General features: G+C 60.4%; 23 protein-coding genes. 6 read left to right on the forward strand and 17 right to left on the reverse strand.

Annotated features, from left to right (window positions below):
* Positions 1-60: 60 nt before the first annotated feature.
* From KVG88_RS25085 to KVG88_RS25120, 8 genes are all read right to left on the reverse strand, one after another.
* Positions 61-1,062 (reverse strand): glycosyl transferase family protein, encoded by a 1,002-nt coding sequence (locus KVG88_RS25085; RefSeq protein ID WP_217873051.1) that lies wholly within the window; start codon positions 1,060-1,062, stop codon positions 61-63.
* Positions 1,059-1,394, reverse strand: a complete 336-nt coding sequence (locus tag KVG88_RS25090) for a TusE/DsrC/DsvC family sulfur relay protein (RefSeq protein ID WP_217873052.1) — start codon at positions 1,392-1,394, stop codon at positions 1,059-1,061. Before KVG88_RS25090 ends, KVG88_RS25085 begins: the two co-directional genes overlap by 4 nt.
* Positions 1,391-1,684: a sulfurtransferase complex subunit TusB gene (gene tusB, locus KVG88_RS25095; RefSeq protein WP_217873053.1), complete on the reverse strand. Its 294-nt coding sequence runs from the start codon at positions 1,682-1,684 to the stop codon at positions 1,391-1,393. Before tusB ends, KVG88_RS25090 begins: the two co-directional genes overlap by 4 nt.
* Positions 1,684-2,046: a sulfurtransferase complex subunit TusC gene (gene tusC, locus KVG88_RS25100; RefSeq protein WP_150701323.1), complete on the reverse strand. Its 363-nt coding sequence runs from the start codon at positions 2,044-2,046 to the stop codon at positions 1,684-1,686. The genes tusB and tusC overlap by 1 nt, the downstream gene beginning before the upstream one ends.
* Position 2,047: 1 nt before the next feature.
* On the reverse strand, positions 2,048-2,440 hold the full coding sequence (tusD, locus tag KVG88_RS25105; protein WP_150701461.1) for a sulfurtransferase complex subunit TusD: 393 nt from the start codon (positions 2,438-2,440) through the stop codon (positions 2,048-2,050).
* 166 nt (positions 2,441-2,606) lie between these two features.
* On the reverse strand, positions 2,607-3,311 hold the full coding sequence (locus KVG88_RS25110; protein ID WP_217873054.1) for a YoaK family protein: 705 nt from the start codon (positions 3,309-3,311) through the stop codon (positions 2,607-2,609).
* Between the two features lie 21 nt (positions 3,312-3,332).
* Positions 3,333-3,662 (reverse strand): DUF6388 family protein, encoded by a 330-nt coding sequence (locus KVG88_RS25115; protein ID WP_217873055.1) that lies wholly within the window; start codon positions 3,660-3,662, stop codon positions 3,333-3,335.
* Between the two features lie 20 nt (positions 3,663-3,682).
* Positions 3,683-3,931: a hypothetical protein gene (locus KVG88_RS25120; protein WP_150701326.1), complete on the reverse strand. Its 249-nt coding sequence runs from the start codon at positions 3,929-3,931 to the stop codon at positions 3,683-3,685.
* Positions 3,932-4,078: 147 nt separating this feature from the next.
* On the opposite strand from KVG88_RS25120, the gene KVG88_RS25125 reads away from it, so the two are divergent.
* A complete protein-coding gene (locus KVG88_RS25125) occupies positions 4,079-4,429 on the forward strand; it encodes a hypothetical protein (protein WP_217873056.1) in 351 nt (116 codons plus the stop codon).
* A gap of 84 nt (positions 4,430-4,513) precedes the next feature.
* Here KVG88_RS25125 and KVG88_RS25130 read toward each other — a convergent pair whose 3' ends face one another.
* Entirely contained in the window at positions 4,514-4,936 is a 423-nt protein-coding gene (locus KVG88_RS25130) for a GNAT family N-acetyltransferase (protein WP_217873057.1), read from the reverse strand.
* Between the two features lie 144 nt (positions 4,937-5,080).
* On the opposite strand from KVG88_RS25130, the gene KVG88_RS25135 reads away from it, so the two are divergent.
* Complete coding sequence (locus KVG88_RS25135; protein WP_217873058.1) at positions 5,081-5,518, forward strand: hemerythrin domain-containing protein; 438 nt, start codon at positions 5,081-5,083, stop codon at positions 5,516-5,518.
* 91 nt (positions 5,519-5,609) lie between these two features.
* Here KVG88_RS25135 and KVG88_RS25140 read toward each other — a convergent pair whose 3' ends face one another.
* The gene (locus KVG88_RS25140; protein ID WP_217873059.1) at positions 5,610-6,122 is read right to left on the reverse strand and encodes a methylated-DNA--[protein]-cysteine S-methyltransferase; all 513 of its coding nucleotides are present in this window, start codon (positions 6,120-6,122) and stop codon (positions 5,610-5,612) included.
* A 136-nt stretch (positions 6,123-6,258) separates the two neighbouring features.
* On the opposite strand from KVG88_RS25140, the gene ggt reads away from it, so the two are divergent.
* The 3 genes from ggt (at position 6,259) to KVG88_RS25155 (ending at position 9,945) form a co-directional block, all read left to right on the forward strand.
* Positions 6,259-7,986, forward strand: coding sequence for a gamma-glutamyltransferase (ggt, locus tag KVG88_RS25145; RefSeq protein ID WP_217873060.1), 1,728 nt, complete (start codon positions 6,259-6,261; stop codon positions 7,984-7,986).
* 68 nt (positions 7,987-8,054) lie between these two features.
* Positions 8,055-8,588: a cysteine hydrolase family protein gene (locus tag KVG88_RS25150; RefSeq protein WP_217873061.1), complete on the forward strand. Its 534-nt coding sequence runs from the start codon at positions 8,055-8,057 to the stop codon at positions 8,586-8,588.
* Positions 8,589-8,841: 253 nt separating this feature from the next.
* A complete protein-coding gene (locus KVG88_RS25155; protein ID WP_217873062.1) occupies positions 8,842-9,945 on the forward strand; it encodes a sterol desaturase family protein in 1,104 nt (367 codons plus the stop codon).
* On the opposite strand, the gene KVG88_RS25160 is transcribed toward KVG88_RS25155, so the two are convergent.
* The 7 genes from KVG88_RS25160 to KVG88_RS25190 form a co-directional block, all read right to left on the reverse strand.
* Positions 9,848-10,564, reverse strand: coding sequence for a L,D-transpeptidase family protein (locus tag KVG88_RS25160; RefSeq protein WP_217873063.1), 717 nt, complete (start codon positions 10,562-10,564; stop codon positions 9,848-9,850). The two genes, KVG88_RS25155 and KVG88_RS25160, sit on opposite strands and share 98 nt — an antisense overlap.
* A complete protein-coding gene (locus KVG88_RS25165; RefSeq protein ID WP_217873064.1) occupies positions 10,561-11,319 on the reverse strand; it encodes a M15 family metallopeptidase in 759 nt (252 codons plus the stop codon). Before KVG88_RS25165 ends, KVG88_RS25160 begins: the two co-directional genes overlap by 4 nt.
* 33 nt (positions 11,320-11,352) lie before the next feature.
* Positions 11,353-12,342: a lipoyl synthase gene (gene lipA / locus KVG88_RS25170; RefSeq protein ID WP_217873065.1), complete on the reverse strand. Its 990-nt coding sequence runs from the start codon at positions 12,340-12,342 to the stop codon at positions 11,353-11,355.
* 75 nt (positions 12,343-12,417) lie between these two features.
* Positions 12,418-13,674 carry a serine hydroxymethyltransferase gene (glyA, locus tag KVG88_RS25175; protein ID WP_217873066.1) on the reverse strand — a complete coding sequence of 419 codons (1,257 nt, stop codon included), beginning with the start codon at positions 13,672-13,674 and terminating at the stop codon, positions 12,418-12,420.
* Between the two features lie 31 nt (positions 13,675-13,705).
* Positions 13,706-14,089, reverse strand: coding sequence for a glycine cleavage system protein GcvH (gene gcvH, locus KVG88_RS25180; protein ID WP_150701339.1), 384 nt, complete (start codon positions 14,087-14,089; stop codon positions 13,706-13,708).
* 386 nt (positions 14,090-14,475) lie between these two features.
* Complete coding sequence (gcsR, locus tag KVG88_RS25185) at positions 14,476-15,984, reverse strand: transcriptional regulator GcsR (protein WP_150701340.1); 1,509 nt, start codon at positions 15,982-15,984, stop codon at positions 14,476-14,478.
* Between the two features lie 69 nt (positions 15,985-16,053).
* Complete coding sequence (locus tag KVG88_RS25190) at positions 16,054-16,968, reverse strand: LysR family transcriptional regulator (RefSeq protein WP_150701341.1); 915 nt, start codon at positions 16,966-16,968, stop codon at positions 16,054-16,056.
* A gap of 152 nt (positions 16,969-17,120) precedes the next feature.
* Here KVG88_RS25190 and speB point away from each other — a divergent pair, with 152 nt between their 5' ends.
* The gene (gene speB, locus KVG88_RS25195) at positions 17,121-18,122 is read left to right on the forward strand and encodes an agmatinase (RefSeq protein WP_150701342.1); all 1,002 of its coding nucleotides are present in this window, start codon (positions 17,121-17,123) and stop codon (positions 18,120-18,122) included.
* Positions 18,123-18,141: the final 19 nt, after the last annotated feature.

Raw genomic sequence — 18,141 nt, forward strand, 5'->3', positions numbered from 1 at the left:
AGTCGAGTCTATTCCGATGAGTTCGAACAAAAAGCGCAAAGATCGGGCGCAAATGATCGGTTAAATCGATTTGTCGCGTGCAGCCCAGTATTTTTCAGCGGTTTCGAAGGCTTGTTCGCGGCTCTGCCCCAAGCCGCGCAAGGCCAGGGCCATGGTCGAGATCAGCGCCATTTGCGGATAGCTGTCGACCACATCGCCGCGCCACACCGCTTTCAGGTGCTCAGGTTCCAGGCTGGCCGGTTTGACGTGGCGCTGGCTCGACAGTTGCGGCCATTCCTCATCCCAGCTCTCGCCACCGGTGGTGCCGTACAAGTGGCTGTCGGCGTCGGGGTTGATTTCAATCTCACCGCCATCACCCTTGACCACAATGGCCGTGTCGCCGAGCAGGCCACTGGCATCGCGGTGCACTGCCTGATAACCGGGGTGGAAGATGCTTTGCAAGCCGCAGCGGGCGCCCAGCGGATTAAGAATCCGCGCCAGCGAATGAATGGGCGAACGCAGACCCAGGGTGTTGCGCAGGTCGATCATCCGCTGCAGCTGCGGCGCCCAGTCCACCAGCGGCATGAACGCCAGCCCGCCGTTATCCAGCGCAGTTCCCACCTGCTGCCAGTTACGGCACAGCGGGATGTTCAATTCATCCAGCAATTGCTCGCTGTACAGCCGGCCGGCCGTGTGCGCGCCGCCACCGTGCATGAAAATCCGCACGCCGTTCTGCGCCAGGCACTTGGCGGCCAACAGATACCAAGGCAAGTGGCGTTTCTTGCCGGCGTAGGTCGGCCAGTCCAGATCCACCGCCAATGCCGGTGGATTCAGGCGCTCACGCAAGGCTTCGGTGAAACCGGCCATTTCCTCGGCGCTTTCTTCCTTGTGCCGCAACAGCATCAGGAATGCGCCGAGCTGGGTCTCCTCAACCTTTTCATCGAGCACCATGCCCATGGCGGCGCGGGCTTCCTCACGGGTCAGGTCGCGGGCGCCGCGTTTGCCTTTGCCGAGGATTCGCACGAACTGGGCGAATGGATGTTCGGCAGGCGTTTCAAGGGTCAGCGCTGGATAGTCGGTCATAAGCAATTCGTCGGTTTGGGCAGGCCCGCCAATTTCGCGGCGAGTTTGGCGGGGGTGCCTTTGAACAGTCGGTTCAGGTGCAGGCTGTTGCCTTTTTCCGGGCCGAGCTTCAATGCGGTGTATTTGATCAGCGGACGGGTGGCCGGCGACAACTGGAACTCGGCATAGAAACTGCGCAGCAGTTCGAGGATTTCCCAGTGTTCGGGGCTCAACTCGATGTCTTCAGCAGCCGCCAGGGCGCTGGCGACCTCGGTCGACCAGTCACTCAGTTCGACCAGGAAACCGTCCTTGTCCAGCTCGATGGCGCGGGCGCCGACCGTCAGTGCATTCATAGCCAGCTGTTGACCTTGTTGTGGCGGATCGACAGTTCGACGAAGGCCGGGTAATCGATGGCATTGGCCCAGTCCGGAACGTCGATGGCGCGGGCCTGGGCGTCTTCGGCCAGCACATAAAGCGTGAGGCCGCGCGCGCTCAATGCATTGAAAGGTGCGGTGCCAGGCTGCAAGGCGTAGGCCGCGTCGCCGGACAGCAGCAACGCATCGTCAGCGCCGATCAATCGCAGGCAACTGTTCAAGCGTTCGTCGCCGAAGGGGGAATGAGACAACACATGCAAAGTCGACATCAGAGGGTGATCACCTGGTCGTAACGGTCAATGAGGGCGGTGATTTCATGGGCGGCCAAAACCTGGGCTTCTGTCAGGGACAATGCGCCAGGGTTCAGGCCACGCTGCGCCGTGCTGTCGGCACAGACAAACAATTCTTCGACACCGAACATCGGCAGGGCCTGAAGGTTGGCGCTCAGGTCTTTTTGTTGCAGGGTCTTGGCGTCCTGTTTCGGCGCGAGCTGAAATACGCCGTCATCAAGAAACAGCAAGCCGATCGGCAGGTCGAAAGCGCCGCCGGCCAGCACGATGTCCAGCGCTTCCCGCGCGCCCGGACCGGACCACGGAGCCTGACGGCTGATGATCAATAAGGATTTGGCCATGTCATGCGCCTCCGAAACAGATCAGGCGGTCGGCATCCTGCACCGCATCATGCAACTGGCCGAGCCCGGACAATTCCCACGGTGCGCCGACGGCGACCGCATCGCGTTGATAGCGTTTGGCTTCTTCCTCGTTCAACACGCCCCGGCGCAGGGCGGCGGCAATGCACACCACGCCATCGAGTTTTTGCTCGCTGACGAAGGTGCGCCATTGCTTGGGCAAGTCGAACTCGTCCTGGGGCGTGACCACGCTGCCGGAGGCGTTGTAGACGCCATCCTGATAGAAAAACAGCCGGACAATCTCGTGCCCACCGGCCAGCGCCGCTTGGGCGAACAGCAGGGCGCGGCGCGAGGAGGGCGCATGGGCGGCGGAAAACACGGCAATGGCGAACTTCATGACGGACTCGATCAGCGAAACTGCGGCCATGATAAAGCTTTATCGGCGGGGGGGCGAAGGGGTTTGCCACGCCTCTATGTAGGAGCTGCCGAAGGCTGCGATCTTTTGATTTTAAGAACAAGATCAAAAGATCGCAGCCTTCGGCAGCTCCTACAGGATTGAAGGGTTAGCGCGGCATGTAGCCTAGCTGCCAGCGGCGGGGGATCTTCAGCGATAACAGACCCAATACAGCCGCCAGCAAACCACTGGCAAACAAGGCCTTGAGCCCGAAATGATGTTCCAGCACCGCCCCGATGACCGCCCCGGCAAACATCCCGGTCCATGGGATCAACTGAACCCGCCAGCCGTTGCGCCGCTCGCCGAGCAACCAGCGACCCAGACCACGGCCGAAGCGCGACAGAGCGCCGGTGACGTAGGTAAGGCCGACCGGTAAACCATTCACTTCTTCCACCGCCGCATTGAGCATACCCATGGCAATGATTGCCGCCAGCAACGCGGGCAGTTGCTTCTCGAATGGCCAGGCCGCAGCAGTGCAGAGCAGGGTGGCGATGCACAGCATCAAAGGCAGTGCCCGGCGACGGCCCAGGCGGCTGACAATAATGCCCAGGGCATTGCCAAGGATGAACGTGGCGATGAGGATCACCAGACGTAAGGTCAAGCCCAGATCGCCGGCGCTGATGGCCACGGCCATGCGCGTGGTGTTGCCGCTCATGAACGAAACAAAATCGCCGCTGGCCATGAAGCCGATTGCGTCGGTCATGCCGGCCAGCACCGACAGCATGGCCACCAGGCTAAGGCCGATACGCCCGCGCCATTTCTGTGTGTGCAGGTGGCCAGGACTGGCATGCGGTCGGGTGGCGGAAGGCAGCATGGGGTGATCCTTGGGCGGTGGTCAGGGTTTTATCCCGTATAAATCGCAATATTCCAGCCAGTCCATGCCGGCCATCTCTGCCACTTCCCGGTGCACGGCAAGGCGCTGGGTTTCGTAATCCTGCGGCGTGGTGGCCGTGAGTTGCAACGTCAGCTCCCAGGCGAATAATCCCAGGCGCTCGGCTTCTTCCTCAAAGGCTTCGTGCAAGCGCTCTTCGCGAAACTGCGCCTGGGTCTCGCCTTTGGCCTGCGCCAGCAGCGGGTTGAGATTGTCGAGTTGATGGAGCAACTCGGGACGTTCAGCGAGAAACTTCTTAAGTGCCTGTTCGTGTTGCAGCTCGGATGCCGCCATGGTCACTCCTTGAGAACCGGTTATGAAGACTGTTTCTTGGCAGCCTTGGCCGCTGCTGCCAGACACTCGAGGGCAAACTGCTCGGTGTAGGTCATCTGGATCGGGGTGGTTTCGCCTTTGACGGTGCGCTCACCGTCGAGGATGTAACGAATGCGTTTGTCGGTGACGCCGATGCGCTTGGCGATCCAGGAGGGCGTCTGACCGATCTGGCTGATCAGTTTGTCAGCGTATTCAGTGGTCGGTTTGTAAAACTCGGCGTTGGGGGTCATGGGGCTTCCAGTCAAAGGTGCGATGCAGCGTTAAGGCGCGATAGGGTGCGCGAATCGTCGCGCGGTGTCGCGGTATAAATGAAGTAAAGCAGAACGATACGCGCTGCCACGGTGATACAGTCCGCTTTTTCCTGATGAGTGAATGCAATGCGAATTCTGATGGTGGCGCTGGCCGCGGCCTTGCTGGCGGGATGCGCGGGCTCGGCAATGAACGATGCTCGCACCAAGGCCCCGTACAAAACCCTGAACTCGGACAAACCGGCCAAAGACGTCGCCCAGTGCGTGCAGTTTTCCTGGCAGGACGAAGCGGTATTCGGTGTTGACGCGGCGGCGTACCTGGAGCCTGCCGAGAAGGGCGGCACTACGGTCTACACCCGTTCGGCAGAGTCTTTTGTCGACGTGATCACCGATGCCTCGGGCACCGTGTTGAGCTACTACGCGCAACAGGACGACTTCGTCGCCAAGCGCCGGTTGGCGGCGTTGGCCACCTGCCTGTAAACCGGTCAAGATCAACAGATCGCAGCCTGCGGCAGCTCCTACAGGGATTCGAAATCCGTAGGAGCTGCCGCAGGCTGCGATCTTTTAGATCAAACGCTTCTGGAAGAAGAAGTGCTTGTGCCCCGGCGGGTAATCGGCAATGTGCCCGACCTCGGTGTAACCGCACTTTTTGTAAAACTCCGGCGCCTGGAACTCAAAGGTTTCCAGCCACAGGCCGACGCATTCCTTTTCCCGCGCCAGGTCTTCGGCCATCTGCATCAGCTGCATGCCCATGCCCTGTCCACGGGCCTGTTCCGGCACGGCCAGTAAGTCGATGAACAACCATTGATAAAACAGCCGGGCGTAAACGCCGCCGACGATTTCGTTGTTGTCATCGCGTATCAGCAACGCGATGTGTTCCGGTGGCGGGCTGGCAGACTTCGAGGCGTTGTAGGCGCGCAGCGGCACCAGGATCGCCTCGCGCTCTTCGTTGCTGGGGTTTTGCTTGCGTTCGATACGCAGGTTCATGGCTATATCCTTATGGCTGTGAACGCCCAGCGTACCGTGGTCGCCGCCAATGTTCCATCACCGCAACCGGGTGGAACCGTCGCTTGCGCGCAGCTGTCATTGATTAAGACGCGTCATCCCGAACGCGACCGATGAGGACACGCCGTGAATATTTTTGAAGCCTTGCGCGAAAGCCACGAACGCCAACGGACCTATGCCAAGGCATTGATCAAAACCAGCGGCGACACCCCCGAGCGGGTCGAAGCGTACAAACAGCTCAAGGCTGAACTCCAGGCCCATGAAACCGCGGAGGAGCGGCATTTCTATATTCCTTTGATGGAGTTCGACAACGGTGTCGACCTCAGCCGCCATGCGATTGCTGAGCATCACGAAATGGACGAAATGATGGAGGAACTGGACGAGACCGAGATGTCCAGCCCGGCCTGGCTGGCGACCGCTAAGAAGTTGTCGGAAAAGGTTCATCACCACCTCCAGGAAGAAGAGCAGAAGTTCTTCCAGATGGCGGGCAAGTTGCTCGATGACAAACAGAAAGAGGCATTGGCCGGGCAGTATGAGAAGGAGTACCAAGCGCAGCTTTCCTGAATCGGGCAAACAAAACCTCGTAGGAGCTGCCGCAGGCTGCGATCTTTTGATTTTGCTTTAAAGATCGCAGCCTGCGGCAGCTCCTACAAAGTTAGAATCCTGGCAAGCGCGCTGTACCAGGCCAACGCCCGCCTTCCAGCGTCAGCAACAACTCCTTCGCCTCCAGCCCCCCTGCAAATCCGGTTAATTTCCCCGATGCGCCAATCACCCGGTGACAAGGCGCAATGATCGATATTGGGTTCTTGCCGTTCGCCGCACCCACCGCCCGCACCGCACTGGGCTTGCCGATTTGTTCGGCGATCTGGCTGTAGCTGCGGGTCTCGCCGAAGGGAATGGTCAGCAGCGCGGCCCAGACCTTCTTCTGAAACTCCGTCCCGGCAAAATCCAGCTCCAGATCGAAGCGCTGGCGTGCGCCGGCGAAATATTCGCGCAACTGCTCAGCGGCACGCATCAGGATCGGACTGTCCGGCGCTTCGTTCATCGGCCCCAGGCGCACCCGTCCGGGTTTGTCGTTTTCCCAGAGGATGGCCACCAGTCTCGAACCGTTCGCCACCAGCTTCAACTCGCCGACCGGCGAGGCCAGGGTGGTGTAGGTATAAGGCATGCCGCAGGCCTCGCCTGATTGTTGAACAGGCGTTAAGGATACTGCTTCGCGGGGGAGGCGCAATACGTAATCCCGACCATACTTGGCTACTGCTTTTGACGAGTTTTCCTACTTAAAAACAAGAAGAGACCGACTCATGAAGTACGAACCTTTTGCCAAATCGCTGATAGCGACCTCGTTGGCGCTCAGCTGCCTGACTGCCCATGCAGCTTCCGTGGCCCCGGTCGCCGCCGAAAACGGCATGGTGGTCACCGCCCAGCACCTGGCCAGCCACGTGGGCGTGGATGTGCTGAAGAACGGTGGCAACGCAGTCGATGCTGCTGTTGCGGTCGGTTACGCGCTGGCGGTGGTTTACCCGGCAGCGGGGAACCTGGGCGGTGGTGGTTTCATGACCATTCAACTGGCGGACGGGCGCAAGACCTTCCTCGACTTCCGCGAAAAAGCCCCGTTGGCGGCTACCGCCGACATGTACCTCGACAAGGCCGGCAATGTCATTCCGGACCTGAGTACCCGTGGCCACCTGGCGGTCGGCGTGCCGGGTACCGTTTCCGGTATGGAACTGGCCTTGAGCAAATACGGCACCAAACCGCGAAAAGAAGTGATCGCCCCGGCAATCAAACTCGCTGAAGACGGTTTCGTGCTGGAGCAGGGTGACGTCGAGTTGCTGGAATACGCCACTGACGTGTTCAAGAAGGACATCAAGGATTCCGGCGCGATTTTCCTGAGCAACGGCGAACCGATGCAGGTCGGGCAAAAATTGGTGCAAAAAGACCTCGGCAAAACCCTGCGGGAAATCTCCGAAAAGGGCGCCGACGGTTTCTATAAAGGCTGGGTGGCCGACGCGCTCGTCACGTCCAGCCAGGCCAATAAAGGCATCATCACCCAGGCCGACCTCGACAAATACAAGACCCGCGAACTGGCGCCAATCGAGTGCGACTACCGTGGCTACCACGTGGTCTCGGCGCCGCCACCCAGTTCTGGCGGCGTGGTGATCTGCCAGATCATGAACATCCTCGAAGGCTATCCGATGAAGGACCTGGGTTATCACTCGGCCCAGGGCATGCACTACCAGATCGAAGCGATGCGTCACGCTTACGTCGACCGCAACAGCTACCTGGGCGATCCGGATTTCGTGAAAAACCCGATTGCCCATCTGCTGGACAAAAACTACGCAACCAAACTGCGCGAAGCGATCAATCCGCAGAAGGCCGCTGTCTCCAAGGACCTCAAGCCTGGCGTCGCGCCCCATGAAGGCAGCAACACCACCCATTACTCCATCGTCGACAAATGGGGCAATGCGGTGTCGGTGACGTACACCCTCAACGACTGGTTCGGCGCCGGGGTCATGGCGAGCAAGACCGGGGTCATCCTCAACGATGAAATGGACGACTTCACCTCGAAAATCGGCGTACCGAACATGTACGGTCTGGTGCAGGGCGAAGCCAACGCGATCGCGCCCGGCAAGGCGCCGCTGTCGTCCATGAGCCCGACCATTGTCACCAAGGACGGCAAAGTGGTGATGGTGGTCGGTACGCCGGGCGGCAGTCGCATCATCACCGCAACCCTGCTGACCATGCTCAACGTCATCGACTACGGCATGAACATTCAGGAAGCGGTCGATGCGCCGCGTTTCCACCAGCAGTGGCTGCCGGAGGAAACCAATCTGGAAGCCTTCACCACCAGCCCCGACACGGTGAAAATCCTCGAAAGCTGGGGCCACAAGTTTGCGGGGCCACAGGATGCCAACCACCTGGCGGCGATCCTCGTAGGTGCGCCGTCGCTGGACGGTAAACCAGTGGGCAAGAACCGTTTCTACGGCGCCAACGATCCACGGCGTAACACCGGGTTGTCGCTGGGTTACTGAGGGTTGTGTTTGAGTGGGGGCGGACTTATGTTCGTCCCTTGCTCCTCTGACTGTTCAAGGAAGGAATCATGACCACCGCTCTGTTAATTATCGACGTCCAGCAGGCGCTTTGCTCCGGTGAGTACGAGTGCTTCGAAATTGCACGCGTGATCAATACCATCAACGACCTTTCGACGCGGGCGCGCAATGCCGGCGTTCCGGTGGTCTTGATTCAGCATGAAGAGGCGAATGGTCCTTTCACGTACAGTGCGGCTGGCTGGCAACTGGCAGAAGGGCTGGAAACGGAACCAAAGGACCTGTGCGTACGTAAAACCACTGGGGATTCTTTCTACCAGACCAACCTGCAAAAGCTGCTGCCGGAGCAGGACTTCGAGCGCCTGGTGATCTGCGGTCTGCAAACCGATTACTGCGTCAATGCCACGGTGCGTCAGGCGCTGAAGCTCGGGTATGACGTGGTGCTGGCGGCGGATGCTCACTCCACGGTCGACAACGGTAACTTCACCGCCGAAGACATCATTGCCGAGCACAATAAAGATTGGGCGCACCTCACCGGTTCGGTGGCGCGAATCGACGTGATCCTGGCTGCCGAAATCCGCTTCTGAAAAAGCAGCACATCCCCCTGTAGGAGCGAGCCTGCTCGCGATGGCGGTGTGTCGGTCGATGAAGATGCTGAATGTGCCGGCCTCATCGCGAGCAGGCTCGCTCCCACAGGTTTTCGGTCTGATTGGCGAATCAAAGAACCGGTTACGCGTAACCCGGTGTGCGCGTTTGAATACGAAACATCCGCAGTAACGGCTACACTTTCCCATCGGTAAGGATGAAGCAGTACGCGCTCGTACAAGGGGGCAGCCGTGCATGGATGTTCTCGCGCTTGTTTACCAGTATCTCTTCAGGTGGGTGATTGCGCCGGTCAGTGACCAGTTCCTGGGGTTGTTCGACCTCAATGGCCGGCTCTGCATCGCCTTCCTTTTCACCTCCTATGCCATCGCCTATGGCCTGTTTCGCGTGCGTCGGTCCCGTGGCCAGACCGATGCGTACACGTTCTGGCAATTCATTGGCGGTAGCCGGGTGCATTTTCACCCTTCGGCGTTGCTCGATTATCGCTACTACTTCGTGCGGGCCATCCTCAAAGTCGTGCTGGTAATTCCGGTCGTGGGGTTGGTTGATCCCTACGTGCTGCGCTCCGGGGACTACATCAGTTTCTTCACCCGGCTCTGGGGCGCGCGGGTCCAGGTCGAGGAGCACGTGGCGCTGTCTTTGCTCTACGGGCTGGGTGTGTTCCTGATGCAGGATTTCATTCATTACTGGGCTCACCGTGCCTACCATTCCCGTTACCTGTGGGCTTTCCACAAGGTCCATCATTCAGCGTCGGTGCTGGTACCGGTGACGGCGAGCCGGGTGCATTTTGTCGAGAAGGTGATTGAGCGGCTGATCGACATCATCTTCCTAGGTGCCTACGCCGGCGTGTTCTGGTACGCCTGTGGCGGGGAGATCAGTCGCTACACGTTGTTCGGCGTGACCTACATGGTGTTCATCCTCAACGCATTGGCGGCGAACCTGCGGCACAGCCATGTCTGGTTGTCATTCGGGGCCAGGGTCGAGCATGTACTGAACAGCCCGGCGCAGCACCAAATCCATCACAGCGATGCGCCGCGACATTTCAACAAGAACTTCGGTATTAACCTGTCGGTTTGGGACTGGATGTTCGGCACGCTCTATGTCACTCAGTCTAAGCCTGAGGCTATCCGATTCGGCACCGGGGAAGCGGATTATCAGCGTTACCTGACGCTCTACAGCCTGATCGTGACGCCGTTTGTGGAGGCGGTCGGCAAGCTGCGTCAGCTCAAACCCCTGTCTGGCGTCAGCGTGGTGGAAGTTTCCAGCGTTTCCGCCACTGCTCGTATTGCGCCTCGGGCAGTTGCACCAGCAGCGGGGACTGATGCGGGTCCAGCCAGTTGAACAAACGCGCGATGTCTTGCGGAGCCATGGCGGTGCAGCCACGGGTTGGCACCGTAGGGCCGCGCCAAATGTGGAAGAAAATGCAGGACCCTGCAGCGGGAGACGCCGGGGTGTTGTGCTCGATGACAATGCCCTGGCGATACAAGTCATCGCGGCGACGCATGCGTTCCGAGCTGTTCCAGTCATTCGCCATTGTCGCGCCGTCGACCAGCTCGTTGTAACGGGTGGACTGTGGATCATCCACGCATTCGATGGTCGGGGTCAGCGTGAGGTAGGGCAGGCGTGTTTCAGCGGAGGTGTCATAGCCGAACGCGGTACCCAGTTTGAACATCCCGGCCGGGGCTTTTCCGTCGCCTTCCTGCTTGACCGGTCCCTCGATTTGTCCAACGTCGAGCTGTCCCTTACCCCAACCCATGCCGTTCTTGCCCAGCACCACGGGAAATGCCGCTTCGAACTTTTCAAACCGGTCACCGTGGCGTTCATAGCGCTGGGCGATGCCCTGAGCATCGTCCCAGTTTTTGCTGATGACAACGATCAGTTGGTCGCTGTGGTCGAGTCCTTGAGCCAGCGCCGCCCATGGGAACAGCAGCAGCAATAGGATTTTGAGCACATTGTTCATGGTGCGAGCGGACTGATGGGGAAATCCATGACATCCGGCTTCTGCGCATTTGGGCTGTACGTGAAGTGCCACCACTCGTTGGCGTAACCGGTAAATCCTTCCTTCTCCATGGCGCGGCTGAGTCGTTGCCGATTGTTCTTGGCTGCGGCGCTGATCAATGTCGAATCGGTGTGTGCACGCTCATCGAAGCAATCGAACCCGGTACCCATGTCGACCGCGCCATCGTGCCAGCGCTGGCCATAATCGGCAGTGCAATCGACCGCTGTGACGGCCGGCGTCCAGGTGTCGGCGGGCAGGGCGCCCGGGCCGGTCATGGTCAGGTCGACCGTATTGCCACGGGAATGGTTGGACACCCGCGCCACGTAGCCCAGACGCCAGAAGTCCTGCTTGTTTACCCGTGGGTAGAACTCGGTCTTGAGCGGGTCACCCGGCTGCGTGGCGAACCGGCCCATGTCCGCAACCGCACGGCTGGGCCGATAGCAGTCGAATACCTTCAAACCGTAGCCTTCGGCTTTCAGGGCTGTCTGTACCCGCGCCAGAGCCTTGGCCGCGTCCGCCGACAGCAGGCATTCGGCAGCCTGGTAACCGTCGAGCGAATGCCCGGTGAAGTTATGGGCGCTGGCGTAGCGAATGTCCTGCTCGATGCCCGGATCGATCGTGCGCAAGTACACCATGTGTTCGGGTTTCGATTCGTCGGCCATGCACGGCGCGGCAAGGCTCAGGCTCAGCAACAACAGACAGGGTGAACGCAACATCGCAAACGGCTCCATGCATGACCAGTCTCCTCATCATGGCTTGAAACCCGTCGCACCTCCATGAAGTTGTTGATCGGCATGATAGGACGAACGCACCAACGGACCGGACGCGACGTTCTTGAAGCCCATGCGCGCGCCTTCTTCGGCAAACCAGTCAAAGGTGTCCGGGTGCACGAAGCGCTGGACCGGCAAGTGGCTGCGCGACGGTTGCAGGTACTGGCCGAGGGTGAGCATGTCGATATCGTGCTCGCGCATGCGCTGCATGACCTCGATGACTTCCTCGTCGGTTTCACCCAGGCCCAGCATCAGCCCGGACTTGGTCGGGACATGCGGCACCTGCTGCTTGAAGTTCTGCAACAGGTCCAGCGACCACTCGAAATCCGAACCCGGCCGCGCGGCCTTGTACAGGCGCGGCACGGTTTCCAGGTTGTGGTTGAACACAACGGGCGGCTCCGATGCGGTGATCGCCAGGGCCACGTCCATGCGCCCACGATAATCCGGCACCAGGGTTTCCAGTTGAATGCCCGGCGACAGCTTGCGGATCTCGCGCAGGCAATCGACAAAGTGTTGGGCGCCGCCATCGCGTAAATCGTCGCGGTCTACCGAGGTGATCACCACGTACTTCAAGCGCAACTCGGCAATGGCCACGGCCAGGTTGGTCGGCTCGTCGACATCCAGCGGCTTTGGACGTCCATGGCCGACATCGCAGAACGGGCAGCGGCGGGTGCAGATGTCGCCCATGATCATGAACGTTGCGGTGCCACCGGAAAAACACTCGCCGAGGTTCGGGCAGGACGCTTCTTCGCAGACACTGTGCAGCTTGTGTTTGCGTAGCAATTGCTTGATGCGGTCGACCTCCGGGGAAACCGGCATGCGCACGCGAATCCAGTCCGGTTTGCGCGGGAATTCGTCGGTGGGAATGATCTTCACCGGAATCCGCGCGACCTTTTCGGCGCCGCGCAGTTTGGTGCCGACTTCTACTTTGGCTGGGCCTGTAACAGTCGGTTGCGTAAGAGTGCTCATGTGCTGGGTCCTTTCATGTAGCAGCTGGCGCAGCCTGCGTTCGGCTGCGCCAGCTGCTACAGATCGTGCGATGGTTCAGTCGCGGTAGACCGGGAAGTCGGCGCACAGGGCGGCGGCCTGGCGGGCGACGTTGGCTTCGATGTCGGCATCGCCGAGGTGATCGAGGATGTCGCAAATCCACCCGGCCAAGGCGATGCTTTGCGCTTCCTTGAAGCCACGGCTGGTGATCGCCGGCGTACCAATGCGCAGGCCCGAAGTCACGAACGGCGACTGCGGATCATTAGGCACCGCGTTCTTGTTCACGGTGATGCCGGCGCGCCCCAGGGCGGCGTCAGCGTCCTTGCCGGTCAGGCCCTGGCGGATCAGGCTGACCAGGAACAAATGGTTGTCGGTACCGCCGGACACCACGTCGTAACCACGCTCGATAAACACTTGCGCCATGGCCTGGGCGTTGCGGATCACTTGTGCCTGATAGGTCTTGAAGCCGGGTTCCAGCGCTTCCTTGAAGCACACGGCCTTGGCCGCAATCACATGCATCAACGGCCCGCCCTGACCACCGGGGAACACCGCGGCGTTGAGCTTTTTCTCCAGTTCAGGATTGGCCTTGGCCAGGATCAAACCGCCGCGTGGACCGCGCAGGGTCTTGTGAGTCGTGGTGGTCACCACGTCGGCGTAGGGCAGGGGATTGGGGTACAGACCGGTCGCCACCAGCCCGGCGACGTGGGCCATGTCGACGAAGAAGTACGCACCCACCTTGTCGGCGATCTGCCGGAAGCGCGGGAAGTCCAGGGTCTTCGAATAGGCCGAGAACCCGGCGATGATCATCTTCGGCTGGTGCTCGACCGCCAGGCGCTCGACTTCGTCGTAGTCGATCAGGCCGGTGCTGGTGTCGATGCCGTATTGCACGGCGTTGTACAGCTTGCCGGAAAAACTCACTTTGGCGCCGTGGGTCAGGTGGCCGCCGTGGGCCAGGCTCATGCCCAGTACGGTGTCGCCCGCTTGCAGCAACGCCAGATAAACCGCCGCGTTGGCCTGGCTGCCGGAATGCGGCTGGACGTTGGCGTAGTCGGCGCCGAACAGCCGCTTGGCGCGGTCGATGGCCAGTTGCTCGACCACATCGACGTGCTCGCAACCGCCGTAGTAACGCTTGCCCGGATAGCCTTCGGCGTACTTGTTGGTCAGGCCGCTGCCCTGGGCTTGCATCACCCGTTGGCTGGTGTAGTTCTCCGAGGCGATCAGTTCGATGTGGTGTTCCTGCCGCGCATCCTCGGCGTTCATCGCCGCCAGCAGTTCGTCGTCATAGCCTTTGATCTGGTCGTGCTTGCTGAACATGGTGTGGTCCTTTTTAGAGTTTTGTGGGACTTCAGGCGTCGGCGTGTTCGGCGGTCAGGCGTTCGTAGGCGTGTTGATCCAGTAGATCGTCCAACGCCCGGGCATCGACCGGTTTGAAACGAAAGAACCAGCCTTCGCCCAAGGGGTCTTCGTTGACCAATTCCGGGGTGTTCTCCAGCGTCGCGTTGATCTCGACCACTTCACCGTCCAGCGGCATGCCGATACTGCTGGCGGCTTTCACCGATTCCAGCACCGAGACTTCGGCACCGGCATTGAAGGCGCCCAATTCAGGTACCTGCACAAACACCACATCCCCCAGCGCCTGCTGGGCAAACTCGGTGATGCCGACGGTGACCAGGCCATTGCTTTCAAGGCGCAACCATTCGTGATCGACGGTGAAACGCAATTCGCTCATATCAACTCCTTATTATTTTTAGGCTCGCCGGGGGGGCAACGAGTGGGGTTGGAGGAGTGATAGCAAGGGCGGTGCCAAGGTTAGTTATTTGTTTTAAATCAATAAGTTGAAGACATTTTTTGAGGCGCGGGCGATTGCGGTTGTATTGAAATCAATACGGTCGGGCAGGGATGTAGGCGTGGACGCCGTCATTGCAGTGCGTGCAGGGTTTTGTCTTGAATTCGTTACGCTGTATCGATTTTCAGACAGTAACGTCGCGCCTGGATGTAGGAGCTGCCGAAGGCTGCGATCTTTTGATCTTGAACCGATGAATATCGCTGAAAATCAAGATCAAAAGATCGCAGCCTTCGGCAGCTCCTACACAGAGCAAAAAGCCGTTAACCGCTTCAGGGCTTGGCCGGAATCCCGTACTTGCGCAACCGAATCGCAATGGCGCTGTGCGAAGTCTGCAACCGAGCTGCCAGCAACCGGCTGGACGGATAGCTGCGATACAGCTGTTCCAGCAGGTTCTTTTCAAAGTCGCCAACCGCCTCTTCCAGGCTGCCGACTTCGCCGTCGTTCTTGCGCTCCACCGCCGTGCGCGCGATGTCGAGGTCGTCGATGTCCACCAGCGGGTTTTCGCAAATCGCCGCTGCACGGAAAATCACGTTTTGCAGTTGCCGCACGTTGCCCGGCCAGCGGTTGCCGAGCAGGGCGGGGAAGGTGCTTGGCGCCAGGCGGCAGACCGGGCGCTGGATCTGCGCGCAGGCCTGCTGCATGAAGTGATTGGCCATCAACAGGATGTCGTGGCCGCGTTCGCGCAACGGCGGCACTTGCAGGTTGAGCACGTTGAGGCGGTAGAACAGGTCTTCGCGAAAATGCCCTTCGCTGACCATTTTTTCCAGGTCGCGGTGGGTGGCACTGAGAATGCGCACGTTGACCTTGACCTCACGATCACCGCCCACGCGACGGAAGCAACCATCGCTCAAAAACCGCAGCAACTTGGCCTGCAAATACGGCGACATTTCTCCCACTTCATCGAGAAACACCGTGCCCTGATCGGCCAGTTCCAGCAGCCCCAGTTTGCCGCCGCGTTGTGCGCCGGTGAAGGCGCCGGGGGCGTAGCCGAACAGCTCGCTCTCGGCCAGGCTTTCGGGGAGCGCCGCGCAGTTCAGGGCCAGGAACGGCGCATCCCGGCGGCCGCTGATGGCGTGACAGGCGCGGGCCACCAGTTCTTTGCCGGTACCGGTTTCGCCCTGGATCAGCAGCGGTGCATCGAGGGCAGCCACCCGTTGGGCGCGGGCCTTGAGCGAGCGGATTGGCGGCGATTCGCCAAGCAGCGCATCGAAACCTTCAGCGTGGTCATGATGCAGTGCCGAAAGGCGTTCGCCGATGCGGCTCGGTTGATACAGCGTGAGCAGAGCGCCGGCCTCGGTGATCGGCATCGCGTCCAGCAGCAACGTCTGGCCACCCAGGCTAACCTCGCGCATCGGCAAGCGAAAATCGTGTTCGATCAGGGTGCGCAGCAGGTCGGGATCATCGAACAATGTCGCCAGCGACTCGCCCGCCGGTTCCCGGCCGCACAAGGCGATCAACGCCGGATTGGCCAACAGCACGTGGCCGCGATCATCCACCGCCAGCACCGGGTCGGAACTGGCTGCCAGCAACGCATCGAGCTGCAAGTGCCGACGCTGGCCGGGCAGGATGTCGACCACTGTCACCGCCTGCACGCCTTGTACGCCGAGCAGAGCCTCGCGCAGTTCCTCCAGCACCTCGACACCCAGGGTTGGCGCATCGATGTAGACGTTGGGCGGCACCATCTCCACGGCATCCAGATTGAAACTGCGCCCACCCAGCAGGGCCAGCACTTCCTGGGTAATTCCGACGCGGTCGATGAAGGTGACGTGGATGCGCATGGCGGGCCTGCAAGGTGGGCGAACTCAAATCAGTATGCCGGGCGAATTTTGGATTTGGCGAGCGTCACGTCACGGCTTGGCGGATTTAGCGGCGCTGGCGGCCAGGTCTTCGAGGAACGCCTGGAGGATCGGCGGCGGCGCAACACCGCGCCGGGTGATCACGTCGAACGGCGATTTCAGGCGCAGGCTGTTCGGCGCGAGTTGATGCATCTCGCCGCTCTTGACCCATTGCGCGGCGAAGTGCTCCGGCAGAAAGCCCAGGTACGCGCCGGAGATGATCAGGATCGCAGTGGCTTCGATGTTGTCCACGGTGGCCGCCGCTTTGCTCACGCCCAAATGTTCGAGGTCGTATTGCTGCATGTAGCCGCGCACGACGATGCGGCTGGCGGCGACTTCTTCGAGCAGTTCCTGGCCTTCGGCCTGGCTGCCATGCAACGGGTGACGCCGCCCGCAATACAAGCCCAGGGCTTCCTGATACAGCGGTGATTGCAGCAGGCCCGGCACATGGATCGGGAAGTGCCCGATGGCCAGGTGCAAGCGACCGTCGAGCACGCGTTCTTCGAGTTCCGCCGGGGTGCCGACGTAGACGTTGAGGTGCACGTCATGCCCGCGCGAAACAAAGCGCTGGGTGGTGCGCGGAATCGGCGAATCGGGGTCGGTGATGGTGGTGTCGATGATCCCCAGATTGAGCTTGCCGCTGATGTGCTGCTTGAGCACGTCGGCGTCCATGCAGAAATTTTCCACCGCCGACAGTAGGCGCTGGGTGGCCTCGTGAATCGCCACGCCTTGCTCGGTCAGGCGAAAACCGCTGCGCCCGCGCTGGCAAAGCTTGACCCCGAGCCGGGTTTCCAGATGGGTCATCTGTTCGCTGATGGTGGACTGCCCGGCGTTCAACGCCGCCTGCGCTGCGGAAAACCCGCCGCAGCGAACAATCGTCGCAAACACCCTGAGCAACTTCAGATCGACATCGTGCAGTTGAATCACCTGGAACCTCCCGCCGGTGGATGCATCGGTAATGCCGATATGAGTATCTGATGTTTAGCATTTTTTCCACGGAAAGCTACGCCCATAGTCTTTCCAACGGCGGTCGCCTTGCAGTTCCGCCAAGCCGATAACAAGAAGTGGAGAGGCTAGAAATGTCGAACAACGGTTATGAATCCGGTCGCCTGAACCTGCCATTCGTGGGTCATTGCACCTTTGGCAAATCCCCGGTGTGTACCGATTGGGATGCACTGGATGCCGATGTCGCGGTGCTTGGCGTGCCCAACGACATGGGCACCCAGTGGCGCTCCGGCGCACGATTCGGACCACGCGGGATTCGTGAAGCATCGACGCTGTTTTCCTTCGGCCACGCTGGTGCCTACGATCACGAAGATGATGTGATGTACCTCACCGCATCGGACGTGCGCATGGTCGACGTCGGTGATGCTGATATCGTCCACACCGACATGGCGACCAGCAACAAGAACACCGAATACGCTGTGCGCAAGATCCTCGACGCCGGTGTGATGCCGGTGGTTCTCGGCGGTGACCACTCGGTGCACGCGCCAGTGATCAAGGCCTTCGAAGGCCGCGGCCCGATCCACATCATCCACTTCGATGCGCACCTGGACTTCGTCGATGAACGCCACGGCGTACGCTACGGCCACGGCAACCCGCTGCGCCGCGCTTCGGAAATGAACCACATTGTCGGCATGACCCAGATGGGCATCCGCAACGTCTCATCGTCCAACCGCGACGACTACGAAGCAGCCCACGAGGCCGGCTCGAAAATCCTCTCGGTGCGTGACGTGCGGCGCCTCGGCGTCGAGGGCGTGCTGGCGCTGATCCCGGAGAACATCAACTACTACATCACCATCGACATCGACGGTTTCGACCCGTCCATCGCCCCCGGCACCGGCACCCCGAGCCACGGCGGCTTCCTCTACTACGAAGTGTTGGAAATCATCCAGGCCTTGGCCAAGCGCAGCAAAGGCAACATCGTCGGCATGGACCTGGTGGAAGTGGCGCCGGTCTACGACCCGACCGGCATGACCTCGATCCTCGCCGCGCAACTGTTGCTCAACAGCATCGGTTTCATCTTCCACGAGCGTGGCAAGGTGCGGGCAGCCGCCGAGAGCGAAGCCGCATTAGCCTGATCATCGAAACCAGTGACCC

The organism is Pseudomonas azerbaijanoccidentalis (genome assembly GCF_019145495.1).
GTDB lineage: Bacteria > Pseudomonadota > Gammaproteobacteria > Pseudomonadales > Pseudomonadaceae > Aquipseudomonas > Aquipseudomonas azerbaijanoccidentalis.

What these genes read in the sequence shown, in the direction of transcription:
- lipA (WP_217873065.1), bottom strand. Translation starts at nt 12,342, where the DNA reads ATGAGCACTCTTACGCAACCGACTGTTACAGGCCCAGCCAAAGTAGAA.
- KVG88_RS25165 (WP_217873064.1), bottom strand. Translation starts at nt 11,319, where the DNA reads ATGTTGCGTTCACCCTGTCTGTTGTTGCTGAGCCTGAGCCTTGCCGCG.
- KVG88_RS25155 (WP_217873062.1), top strand. Translation starts at nt 8,842, where the DNA reads ATGGATGTTCTCGCGCTTGTTTACCAGTATCTCTTCAGGTGGGTGATT.
- ggt (WP_217873060.1), top strand. Translation starts at nt 6,259, where the DNA reads ATGAAGTACGAACCTTTTGCCAAATCGCTGATAGCGACCTCGTTGGCG.
- KVG88_RS25150 (WP_217873061.1), top strand. Translation starts at nt 8,055, where the DNA reads ATGACCACCGCTCTGTTAATTATCGACGTCCAGCAGGCGCTTTGCTCC.
- tusD (WP_150701461.1), bottom strand. Translation starts at nt 2,440, where the DNA reads ATGAAGTTCGCCATTGCCGTGTTTTCCGCCGCCCATGCGCCCTCCTCG.
- KVG88_RS25090 (WP_217873052.1), bottom strand. Translation starts at nt 1,394, where the DNA reads ATGAATGCACTGACGGTCGGCGCCCGCGCCATCGAGCTGGACAAGGAC.
- KVG88_RS25140 (WP_217873059.1), bottom strand. Translation starts at nt 6,122, where the DNA reads ATGCCTTATACCTACACCACCCTGGCCTCGCCGGTCGGCGAGTTGAAG.
- gcsR (WP_150701340.1), bottom strand. Translation starts at nt 15,984, where the DNA reads ATGCGCATCCACGTCACCTTCATCGACCGCGTCGGAATTACCCAGGAA.
- KVG88_RS25125 (WP_217873056.1), top strand. Translation starts at nt 4,079, where the DNA reads ATGCGAATTCTGATGGTGGCGCTGGCCGCGGCCTTGCTGGCGGGATGC.
- KVG88_RS25160 (WP_217873063.1), bottom strand. Translation starts at nt 10,564, where the DNA reads ATGAACAATGTGCTCAAAATCCTATTGCTGCTGCTGTTCCCATGGGCG.
- KVG88_RS25110 (WP_217873054.1), bottom strand. Translation starts at nt 3,311, where the DNA reads ATGCTGCCTTCCGCCACCCGACCGCATGCCAGTCCTGGCCACCTGCAC.
- KVG88_RS25115 (WP_217873055.1), bottom strand. Translation starts at nt 3,662, where the DNA reads ATGGCGGCATCCGAGCTGCAACACGAACAGGCACTTAAGAAGTTTCTC.
- glyA (WP_217873066.1), bottom strand. Translation starts at nt 13,674, where the DNA reads ATGTTCAGCAAGCACGACCAGATCAAAGGCTATGACGACGAACTGCTG.
- speB (WP_150701342.1), top strand. Translation starts at nt 17,121, where the DNA reads ATGTCGAACAACGGTTATGAATCCGGTCGCCTGAACCTGCCATTCGTG.
- KVG88_RS25120 (WP_150701326.1), bottom strand. Translation starts at nt 3,931, where the DNA reads ATGACCCCCAACGCCGAGTTTTACAAACCGACCACTGAATACGCTGAC.
- tusB (WP_217873053.1), bottom strand. Translation starts at nt 1,684, where the DNA reads ATGTCGACTTTGCATGTGTTGTCTCATTCCCCCTTCGGCGACGAACGC.
- gcvH (WP_150701339.1), bottom strand. Translation starts at nt 14,089, where the DNA reads ATGAGCGAATTGCGTTTCACCGTCGATCACGAATGGTTGCGCCTTGAA.
- tusC (WP_150701323.1), bottom strand. Translation starts at nt 2,046, where the DNA reads ATGGCCAAATCCTTATTGATCATCAGCCGTCAGGCTCCGTGGTCCGGT.
- KVG88_RS25085 (WP_217873051.1), bottom strand. Translation starts at nt 1,062, where the DNA reads ATGACCGACTATCCAGCGCTGACCCTTGAAACGCCTGCCGAACATCCA.
- KVG88_RS25130 (WP_217873057.1), bottom strand. Translation starts at nt 4,936, where the DNA reads ATGAACCTGCGTATCGAACGCAAGCAAAACCCCAGCAACGAAGAGCGC.